Source organism: Trueperella bialowiezensis (assembly GCF_900637955.1).
GTDB lineage: Bacteria > Actinomycetota > Actinomycetes > Actinomycetales > Actinomycetaceae > Trueperella > Trueperella bialowiezensis.
This window is the reverse complement of record NZ_LR134476.1, coordinates 980727-991001: the sequence shown is the minus strand read 5'-3', so window position 1 is coordinate 991001 and position 10275 is coordinate 980727. Positions and strand designations below refer to the sequence as shown.

General features: G+C 59.8%; 13 protein-coding genes. All 13 read left to right on the top strand.

The features are described 5' to 3' along the window. Positions 1-88: 88 nt before the first annotated feature. The 13 genes from EL234_RS04595 (at position 89) to EL234_RS04545 (ending at position 10273) form a co-directional block, all read left to right on the top strand. Entirely contained in the window at positions 89-583 is a 495-nt protein-coding gene (locus EL234_RS04595; protein WP_126416361.1) for a hypothetical protein, read from the top strand. A gap of 5 nt (positions 584-588) precedes the next feature. Next, entirely contained in the window at positions 589-1512 is a 924-nt protein-coding gene (locus EL234_RS04590) for a phage major capsid protein (protein WP_126416360.1), read from the top strand. Positions 1513-1520: 8 nt separating this feature from the next. Beyond that, positions 1521-1658 carry a DUF7302 family protein gene (locus EL234_RS09310; RefSeq protein ID WP_164712353.1) on the top strand — a complete coding sequence of 46 codons (138 nt, stop codon included), beginning with the start codon at positions 1521-1523 and terminating at the stop codon, positions 1656-1658. Between the two features lie 26 nt (positions 1659-1684). Continuing rightward, entirely contained in the window at positions 1685-2185 is a 501-nt protein-coding gene (locus EL234_RS04585; RefSeq protein ID WP_126416359.1) for a hypothetical protein, read from the top strand. After that, complete coding sequence (locus EL234_RS04580; protein ID WP_126416358.1) at positions 2178-2549, top strand: hypothetical protein; 372 nt, start codon at positions 2178-2180, stop codon at positions 2547-2549. Before EL234_RS04585 ends, EL234_RS04580 begins: the two co-directional genes overlap by 8 nt. Then, on the top strand, positions 2546-2785 hold the full coding sequence (locus EL234_RS04575; RefSeq protein ID WP_126416357.1) for a hypothetical protein: 240 nt from the start codon (positions 2546-2548) through the stop codon (positions 2783-2785). The genes EL234_RS04580 and EL234_RS04575 overlap by 4 nt, the downstream gene beginning before the upstream one ends. Positions 2786-2845: 60 nt before the next feature. Continuing rightward, positions 2846-3205, top strand: coding sequence for a hypothetical protein (locus EL234_RS04570; RefSeq protein ID WP_126416356.1), 360 nt, complete (start codon positions 2846-2848; stop codon positions 3203-3205). 17 nt (positions 3206-3222) lie between these two features. After that, positions 3223-3366, top strand: a complete 144-nt coding sequence (locus tag EL234_RS09305) for a hypothetical protein (RefSeq protein ID WP_164712351.1) — start codon at positions 3223-3225, stop codon at positions 3364-3366. Between the two features lie 2 nt (positions 3367-3368). Next, positions 3369-3920, top strand: coding sequence for a phage tail tube protein (locus tag EL234_RS04565; RefSeq protein WP_126416355.1), 552 nt, complete (start codon positions 3369-3371; stop codon positions 3918-3920). A gap of 98 nt (positions 3921-4018) precedes the next feature. Beyond that, on the top strand, positions 4019-4303 hold the full coding sequence (locus EL234_RS04560) for a hypothetical protein (protein WP_126416354.1): 285 nt from the start codon (positions 4019-4021) through the stop codon (positions 4301-4303). A gap of 71 nt (positions 4304-4374) precedes the next feature. Then, entirely contained in the window at positions 4375-4704 is a 330-nt protein-coding gene (locus tag EL234_RS04555) for a DUF5361 domain-containing protein (RefSeq protein WP_126416353.1), read from the top strand. A gap of 48 nt (positions 4705-4752) precedes the next feature. Then, a complete protein-coding gene (locus tag EL234_RS04550) occupies positions 4753-8121 on the top strand; it encodes a tape measure protein (protein WP_126416352.1) in 3369 nt (1122 codons plus the stop codon). Position 8122: 1 nt separating this feature from the next. Continuing rightward, on the top strand, positions 8123-10273 hold the full coding sequence (locus EL234_RS04545) for a phage tail protein (RefSeq protein WP_126416351.1): 2151 nt from the start codon (positions 8123-8125) through the stop codon (positions 10271-10273). Positions 10274-10275: the final 2 nt, after the last annotated feature.

Genomic DNA, 10275 nt, shown 5'->3' with positions numbered 1-10275 from the left:
TCTACCCCACCTAATGGTGGGGTTTAGTTTTGCCCATCCCGCACGGGATGGGTTTTTCAATGCCCGCACGGGAGAAAGAAGGTTGACCATGGACGAAACCACTAAGCCAGACAGACAGACAGACGAGGCTGAGAAGAATGATTCTCAGGTTCAAGAATCTGCCAGCACCGATACTCATCCTGCACAGGAAACAGACTGGAAAGCGCAGGCTCGCAAGTGGGAAGAACGAGCCAAAGCCAACAAGACGCGTGCCGACCAGCTCAAAAAAGAGCTCGACGACGCCAACAACGCGTCAACCGACCTAGACAAGGCCCTGGCACGGATCAGCAAGCTCGAAGACCACAACAAGCAGCTGCAGCACTCCGCGCTCGTCGCCGAAGTCGCAGCCGCGAAAAACGTGGACGCCAGCCTGCTGTCGGGTACGACTCGCAAAGAGTTAGAAGCCCACGCTGACCGGCTGTTGGCATGGCGAGGATCTGGGGCGGCTAGTGCTGCTGCGCCGAACCTTGGCGGTCAACCATCGAACCAACCAGAACCTGACGCCACCAGAAAACTGGTGCGCGAACTATTCAACAAGGAGTAAAAACAATGGCGATTATTGACTCTAATAGCCTGAAGGCGGTCTTGCCTGAGACGTTTGCGGGCAAGATCGTAGATAAGGAAAAGTCCACCTCGACGGTGGCACGCCTGTCTGCGTCCGAGCCGATGCTGTTCGGCCACGTCAACTACGTGCGGTTCAACGACACGGTTCGTGCCGAGTTCGTTGAAGAAAAGGGCGAGAAGTCCTCGACGAGCGCCGCATGGGAAAAGGTGACCGCCGTGCCGCACAAGTCCGTCGTCACCGTCCGCGTGACCGACGAGTTCCTGTGGACGGACGAGGACCATCAGGTGCAGATCATCGACCGGGATGTGGTTCCGGCGATGCGCCTGGCACTCGCGCGTGCTCTTGATCTTGGTCTCTATCATCGGATCAACCCGCTCACGGGCAACACGATTGACACGTGGACCAACTACCTGACCTCGACCAGCCTTACGGTCGAGCAGAACACGGCCGACGCCGACGTCGATATTCGCACGGCGGCCGGGCTCGTCGTCGCTAACGACGCACCAGTCAATGGCCTGGCGTTGGACCCGAAGATGGCTTGGGAGCTGGGTAACCTGCAGGGCAAGCTCGCTAACGGCGACCCTGACGGCCGTCAGCGCTACCCTGAACTTGGCCTGGGCGCCGACATCACCTCATTCATGGGGCTTAACACCGCCGTGGGTAACACGGTTTCTGGTCTGCCGGAAGCTGCGGACACGAAGGTCCGCGCGATCGTCGGTGATTTCCGTGATGGTATCCGGTGGGGTATCCAAAAGGAACTCCCGCTCGAAGTGATCCCCTACGGTGATCCCGACGACCAGGGTGACCTCAAGCGTGGTAATCAGGTGGCGCTGCGTATCGAGCTGGTTTACGCCTGGTATGTGCTGGCTGACCGGTTCGCCGTCGTGAAGGCGAAGGCAGGTGCCTAATGCGGCTGGTGCATAAGCAGACGCAGGTCGTCGTGGATGTGCCTGAGGATTTTGTGGCTCGTCTTGGCGTGGGCTGGGAACCTGTGAAGGAGTCCAAGCCCGCCGCTAGGGCGGCTGCAGCCAAGAAGGCGTCAGCTAAGAAGTAAGCAGCATAGAGGGGTAGGGGGTAGTCGTGGCGTGGACAACCGCAGATGATGTTTTTGATTCGTGGATTGGTGCGAATGTGCCGTCCGAGCCGCTCGTGGTGTCACGGTGGATCGCGAAAGCTGAGCGGCTACTACGCCGCGAGTTCCCCACCCTCAACGACCGGATCGCTAGTGGCGATGAGCCTGACCTGTTAGACACGGTCAAAGACGTCGTGATTGCGATGGTCACCCGCGTGTTCCGCAACCCGGAAGGGATCCGCCAGATGCAGGAGACTGACGGGTCGTTTACGGGGTCGATCACGTTTAGTGGTGACCAGCCGGGCGGGCTGGTGTTGCTGGACTCGGAGCGAGACGCGCTGCGCGAGCCCGGCATGCAGAAGACGGGGCAGGTGTTCAACCGGAGCATGCTCCCGGCCGGTCATGGTGCGCATTTGCCGTGGTGTGACCGCACATGGAACCCGGCTCGGTGTTCGTGCGGGGCGAGCCTTGCCGGGTATCCGTTGTGGGAGGGCGGTGAACATGCTTAAACGCATCACCACCACGCTGATGATCTACCGGGCGCCGCAGGGCGTGGACGATGACGGCTATCCGTTGTTGGAGCGGCCGTGGACGCAGTGGGAGACGGTGGCGTGGCCGGTGTGGACGGTCTCGCCGCGGTGGGAGGAGCGTGAGCATGCTGGCGGTCGGCAGACCGTGGCCAGCGGGCTACGCATCTCGGCTCCTATCGACGGGCCACGGCCCGAACCCGATGATGTGGTCATGGTTCCTGGTTTGGAGTCCGGTGGCCCTTATCGCGTGTCGGGTGAGGTGCTCGTGTGGGATCGTAACCCGTTCTTGGCGGTGACCCGGCTGCGCGGGATCGTCGTCAACCTTGAAAGGAGCAGACGATGAAAATCGAACGAGTCCAACTCAACCACGGTCAGATCGCCGCGTTCTTAAAATCCGGGGACATGACTGCGCTGATGAGCGAACATGCCGACCAGGTCGCGGGGCGTGCAGGTCCAGGCTACCGGGCATCAACCTGGCACGGTGATAATCGTGTCATCGGCTCGGTCGAGACCGACACGGTCCAGACGATGAGGCGTGAAGCTCGTGACCACAGGCTACTGCGCGCGTTAGGAGGCTAGACGCGATGGAAAGCATGGTTGCACCTGCCGATGTGGCCACCGGCGTGCAGCGGTTCTTACGTGACTGGGGTTTCGACGCTCGTTCGAAGTTCCCACTCGACGGGGGAGAGCGGGCTTGTCCGTGTCTCACGCACCGGTGGCAGCCCGATCAACGCTAAACAGGAACGAGCCCAGGTTCTTATTGAAGTCTGGGCTGATTCGCAGCGGGACTCGTTCCTGCTCGCACGTCGCCTGTGGGCACGGTTCGCCTCTGTATCGCGTGAGGATCAGGCCGCGTTTCCCGGGCTGGTGGTCTACGAGGCAGTGCCCTCGATGCCAGTGGAGTACCCAGACCCAGATACGCGGCTGGTTCGCCACCAATTCACTGTGTCGATGATCGTCGGCCTGGACGTCATCGACCTACCAGACAAACAAGCATAGAAGGAAGATGAGACACCATGGTTAAGGTGCATCATCCGCTGCTCGACCACGTGGTCTATGAGGTGGCGGACAACAAGGGGGAAGATTGGACGGCAGCCGGATGGCAGGTCGTCGAAAAGCCGCAAGCAGCGGTGAAGAGTTCTAAGAAGAAGGAGGCCTAACGATGGCTTTGCCAGAGATTATGATTGGCGCCCCGCTGACCGCTGGTGGCGCTTTCGCGGTAGCCCCGGTTGGTACCGCACTGCCCACGGATGCGACGTCGGATCTGAATCCGGCGTTTAAGACGCTTGGCCTGATCGGCGAGGATGGGTTCACGCTCACCCAGAACCGATCAACGAACGACATCAAAGTGTGGGGTGGTGCGACCAAGCGTCGACTCACGAACGAGTTCTCAGAGACCGTCGGTGCGACGTTCATGGAGTCTGCTGCCGCTGAAACACTCAAGGCGATCTTCGGTGAAGATAACGTGCAAGTGGCGGGGAAGAAGATCTCTATCGCGCACACTTCCGACGGGTCTGCTGAGCAGTCGTATGTGATCACCATGAAGGATGGGGATGCTCGTCGTCGTCTGGTGATTCCGCGCGGCCAGCTGTTCTTGACCTCGCAAATCCAGTACGTGCATTCCGACGCGATCAAGTACGACGTCGAAATTACCTGTTACGAGGACGAGGACGGGCGTACGTCGCTGGAGTACGTGGACGACACGGCAGCCTAAACGACAGGCTGGCCGTTGTTTTGGAGGCCGGGCAGGTTTTGTGGGGTTTCCTGCCCGGCCTCCGCCTCACTACCCCACAGTTTTAGGAGTGTGCCTGAATGGCGAAAAAGCCGGTTGTAAAGCTGCATGATGAGCAGGAAATGTTCGAGTGGGAGACCGTTCACGGCGTGATTCGTCTACCGTTTTTAGAGAACCTGCCCATGGGTCTGATCGAGGACTCGGAGGGCTTGTCTGCCCAAGAGTTCCTCTCAAAAGCAGTACGTGAACTCATGGATGAAGATTCGGTGGCTGTGCGTAAGAAGATGACGTTGCAGTCGTTTAACAAGATGCTCGTGGCGTGGAATGAGCAGTCTGCGATTAAGTTGGGGGAATTGTTCGCCTAAGCCGCTGGTTAAAGGCACACCGTGACGCGATCGAGTATGAGTTGGTGTGTCATGGGCTTAGGCTGCGTGACGTGCCCGGTCCTGCCGTGAACTGGCGTGACGTGTGGCTTATTTGCGTGCATGCCCGGCCAGATAGTCCGCTTGCAGCCCGGCTTTCCGGGCAGGACGGCGAGGATTGGGGCTGGGGCTGGCAAGAAATACTGTTAGCGCAGGCAGTGGACGTGTTGCACGTGTTGGTGTGGATGCAGACCGCTGATGGGCGTAAGGGCAGGAACCGGCCTAAGCCAATTCCCCGTCCGCCAGCGTTCCGCGCCCCCACCACGTCTAACGATGACGGCGAGGGTGTGGTGCGTCGTCAAGGTGACAGGTTGACCCAAGAAGAAATCGCCGACCTTATTTAAACCCGCCACAATTTTGGCGGGTTCACAAGTGCGTGAAGGGAGACATTAGTGGCTGTTGAATTAGCGAAAGCTTATGTGCAGATTGTGCCGTCCATGCGGGGCACGGTTCCCGCGTTGAAGAAAGAACTCGGCGGGGTCGCAAAGTCTTCTGGTGTGAGTTCGGTCGGCAAGCAGATCGGCGGTCGGCTGACCTCTGCGATCGGTAAAACTTTGAAAACTGGTGTGGTGGCTGCTGGTGTGGCCACCGGCGGTGTGCTTGCCACGTCACTGAGTAAAGGTTTTGGTCGGCTGCGCGCGTTCGAGCAGGCAGAAAAGTCGCTCGAGGGCATGGGACTGGCGGCTGACCAGGTTGCCACGGTCATGGCTAACGCGAACGCTGCGGTTGATGGCACGGCGTTCGGGCTAGACGCTGCGGCCACGGCCGCCCGTGGGCTTGTCGCCGCTGGTGTCGAACCCGGTGAGCAGCTTGAACGCGTGCTAACGCTGGTGGGGGATTCTGCTGCGCAGGCCGGGACATCCATGGACGAAATGGGTGTGATCTGGCAGAAAGTTGCTGCTAAAGGCCGCCTGCAAGGCGATGAAGCCCTCCAGCTGATGGAACGCGGCATCCCGATCTACCAGATGGTAGCCGACCAGCTGGGCATCACGGCGGAAGAAGCCACCAAACTTGGTTCGCAGGGCAAAATCAGTTTCGACATGTTCGCCGACGCGATGGAATCCTCGTTCGGTGGCACCGCTTTGCGTATGGGCGAAACCGTCACCGGGTCGTTCCAAAATGTTGGGGCGGCCTTAGGGCGGCTTGGGCAGGGGATTCTTGCCGGGCCGTTTGCTGACCTGCCGGGCTTGTTTATGAGCGTGCGGGATCGGATTAACGCGATCACTCCGGCGGTGACCGAGTTTTCTGACAAGGCGTATAAAGGTTTGAAAGGCGTGGCTGAAATCTTGTCGGGCGCGTCCTTTTCTGACAACTTGTTTGCGGTGTTTGGGTCGCAGACGTCTAAGGTTGTGGGGAGTTTGCGCCGGTTGCGTGGCGGCCTGGACGATGTGAAGGGCGCGGTCGCAGGTTTCTCGCAGGCTGTCCAGGTTGAGTTTGGTCGGCTGCGGACAGTCCGGTTAGATGATTGGTTGGCTGGGTTTGACCGTGTCGGCCAGTTCTTCACTGATACGACTGCTCGGTTGGTTGGTGTGGGTACTGCGTTGGTGCCTGTGGTGTCGCATTTTGCGCAGGCTGGTGCCGTGTTGGCTGGTGGAGTGTTTAGCGCGGTTGAGCGGTTGACGCCGGCTTTTCTTGATTTGGCGTCTGCTGTGGTGGAGGCTGGGACGCCGGTGTCTGCCGTGCTCGTCCCCACCGCTTCGGCCGTGGTTGCCTTGGCGACCCCTTTGGTCAATTTGGTCGGTAGTCTCGTTGAGGGCATGTCTCGCCTGCCCGGACCAGTACTCGCCGCTGGCGCAGCTTTCATTATGTTGAAGCGGCATTCTGAGGGGATCACTGGTGCGGTCACTAAGATGCGTGGCGCGTGGGATACGCTCAAGCTGCGGAAGCATTTGGCGTCGATGGAGATGACTGCAGCGGGGGCTTCCGGGCTGCAGGGCGCGATGACGCTGGCGGGGACTGCGGTGCGCGGCCTAGGCGCAGCGTTCAAGAGCCTACTGGTGGCTAATTTGCCGATGTTGGCGATCACCGGGATCGTCTCTGCAATCGCCGCATTCAACTCGACGTCGGAGAAAGGCAAGCAGCAGGCCGAGTCGCTGGCGAATTCGTTTGATGAGCTCGGCCAGGCTACTGATGATACTAAGCGTCAGATTGTGGACATGCTGGCTGACGACGACCTGCCGAACAGGTTTGAGAAGGTTGGTATTTCGACGAAAGAGGTGACTGATGCCCTTTTGGAGGGTGGGGATGCGGTCGAGAATCTGAAATCCAGATTGCAAGATATGCGCGAGGAAGCACTCGCTACGGGGGATTATCAGCTGGCCAATGGTGAGCTGAAAAACCTACAGGACGCGCTCGACAAACAAAGCAAAAAAGTCGACGAGGCCAAGGGCAAGTGGGGGCTCTATAACGACGTCATCGGGAGTTCGGCTGCCGAGCAGAACAAGCTCGAGGACGCGATCAAAGGCGTAATCGAAGCTGACAAAGCGCGTCAAGACCAACTCGCAGGCGTACAGAATGCTGCACTGGCGGCTCGAGCCGCTGAACGTGATTACGCGCAAACCGTCGAAGACGCTATGGCCAAGATGGCTGACAGTGAGGCTACGGCGCGTGATCGTGAAGCAGCGCTCGACGCGATCGCTAAAGCTACTCGGAACACGGCTGAAGCAGCGGCTGAGGCTGGCAAGCCGCAGGAAGAGTTGAATGCGATTATTGCTCGTGGTGAAGAGGATTTCCGTAAGGCCGCTGAAGCCGCAGGCATGAACGCGGCAGAGATTGATGAGTTGTGGAAGACCATCGGTATGGCTCCTGATTCAGTGGTGACCCGTGTGGATGTGGATACGATGGCCGCCTGGACAGGGCTCGCCGACCTCAAGGTCGGCATTGACTCGACCAGTGGCCTAGTCACCATCGACGGTGACCCGATGTTAGGCCACACCAAACTGCGTGATCTCAAGGGTGCTATCGACAATGAGGATGGCACGGTGACGATCAACGGTAACCGGGTTCCGGCTGATCAGACGCTCGATGAGTTCCTGGCTAGCGTTGTTGAATCGCATGAGTATGTGACGATTGACGGTGATCGGGTTAAGGCTGACGGGGTTTTGCAGGATACGTTGGCGGCGATCCGCCGGGGCGAAGAAAGCGTGACCATTGATGGTAAGGATTACAAGGCGCGTAGCGTGTTGAATCAGTTGCAGGCTCAGGTGCAGCGGACTCATGGTCATGTGAATATTGGTGCAAACCCTGCGAATTTTGATTCGTGGGTGTCCCGTGTCCGCGGCAAAGTCGTCGGCACCGCCTACATCCAGATCGGCGCGACAGGTTCGGGCGTGCGCATGTTGCAGCAAGCCCAGGGCGGCGTGCTTGAGTTCTATGCCCATGGTGGGTTGAAAGAGAAACATGTTGCGCAGATTGCTCCTGCTGGGGCGTGGCGTGTGTGGGCTGAACCCGAAACTGGTGGTGAGGCCTATATTCCGTTGGCGGCGTCGAAGCGTGCCCGGTCGACCCAGATCCTCGCAGAGGTGGCTGACCGTTTTGGGTATCAGTTGCAGAGGTACGCGGACGGCGGTTTAGCTGGCGTGAGCAGCAGTGTGAGTGCGGGGTTGCCGCGGAGCGTTGTGTTGCAGGTGGGTGACCGCGAGTTCACGGCGTACGTGTCGGAGGTTGCTGATGCTCGGATGAGCGTGAATCCGGGAGTGGCCGCCGCCAACGATCTGGTGGCTAACCATGCGCGGTATCGGTCGCAGTTAGGAGGCTTCTAGGATGGCGATTTCGTGGGGTTCATGGTCTGGTCTTGCCAGGCTTGGAATTGAGTTCAGCCGTGTCGCTCAACATGCGACTACCGAAGTCTGGCAGCTTGATGTTTACCTTGGCCTGTCTGGCTGGGTGTCCGACAACTACAACACGCTGCGCGTGTCAGGCTCGTTCGATTACTCGGGTAATACGCCGGTTAATTCGGGTGCGACCTCAGCGCTCAAACTGTACTCGACGCAGAAGGCATTTAGTCGCATGTTGGGCCGCACGTCTGGTGGGCATGTGTCGGTGTCACTGTCAGAGTTTTCGGGTGGCAGCCCATCGGCCTCTGCTGCGTTTAATGTGTCTGCTCGGCCTTATCAGCCACCGACGACGCCGGGCGGCGTATCCGTCACCATCAACCCCAACCAGACGGCGACCGTCAGGTTCACGCAACGCGCCTCCACCGACGCCCCCGTGGCTGGGTTCGATATCAACCAGCAAACCTGGCCGGGTGGCGGCACTAGTCTGGTTGGTCAGCCGGGATCTTCGCGTACATCGTGGACATCTAGCACGCTTGAAAATGGGCGCGAGTACAGGTTTTTGGTGCGTCAGCGCGGCGCTGGTGGCACTAGTGACTGGGCTTATACGGCGTGGGTGCAGACCCGGCCGGTCGCACCAGCACACGTGACTGCTGAACGCGACACCGGAAACATTGTGGTCACGTGGAAAGGCATGTCTGACTACCGGCCAGGCCGATCCACATACAACATTTATCGCAATGGCACCCGTGTCGCGACCGGTATCACCGCCCTGGCGTGGACGGACACGTCTCCGGTGGCTGGCGAAGCAGTCTACGAGGTGGCAGAAGTCAACTCAGCTGGCATAGAGGGACCAAAGGGTGCGGCGCTGCCGGTGTCTGTGTTGGCTCCGCCTGCTGCGCCGTCTAACCTGCAGCCTAATGGCGGCTACCAGCCCGCTAACAACCCAATAGTTTTCGCATGGGAGCACGCCCCCATTGATGGGACTGATCAGGAAGCTTTCGAGCTGCAGTATCGTGTCAACACGGGCTCGTGGACGACTGTAACAAGGGATAAGGGCTCGTCGAACGCTAAAACCCTGTCGTATCGTGTGACCTCTTCCAGTTTCACTACAGGGGCTGTGGTGGAGTGGCAGGTGCGCACTAAGGGTGCTCATGCGGATTGGGGGCCGTGGTCGCCTGTGGCCGCAGTCGACATGGCCGCACGCCCCACCGCCACAATCACCGCACCCACATCTACGATCACCGGCAACACCACCACAGTAAGGATCACCACCAACAACACGAATAAGGATCATTCGTGGCGGGCGGTCGCTTATGTGGACGGGGTTGAGCATGATGCGACGTCGGGTTATGGGCGGCCACCCTACACGTGGCCGCTCACAGGCCTACCCAACAACAGCCAACTCCGCATCGTGGCCACGGTTCAGGCGGAAGTCGAATCCCGGGAAGCCAGCCGGACGGTGAAAATCGAGTACGCTGCGCCCGCGAAACCAACAGTGTCAGTGGCGTGGATTCAGGCAACCGGCGCGGTCCAAGTGCAGGTAGACAATCCCAGTGGTGGTGTGGTGGCCGCGGTCGACAATCAGGTTCAACGCCGGGTTCCGGGCGGCACGTGGGAGACCATCGCCGAACGGGTCCCACTGAACGGGACAGTGACTGACCCGGTACCACCAACACACACGGCCGTCGAATATCGCGTAATAGCGTTCGCGGCCACGCGGGCGGCCGCCTACAGTCAGCCAGCTTCTCCACCCGGTCGGCTTGGCGAGGCGATCTACCTCAACTGGGGCACCGGTTGGACTGAATCGCTACGCGTGCTTTATAACCCGGAGGTCGGCTATTCGCCCGGGCTCGCCCACCAAGAACTCGTCTACTTCGCAGGCCACACGACGCCCACGTTGTTGGCAGGCCCGCAGACACGGGAGACCGCGAAATACGCTGGCACACTCGTCGACGACCAGCCCGGCGATGTGGTTGAGCAGGCTGACCGTGCCCGCCAGCTCGCATGCCAGCCGGGGTTGGTCATGGTCCGCCACCCAGAACAAGCCCCAACGGTCGGCGCCGTGTCAGGCATGACCGTGAACCGTACCCAGACCGGCCGCTACGACCTCGGGTTCACGCACACGAAAGCGAGATAAGA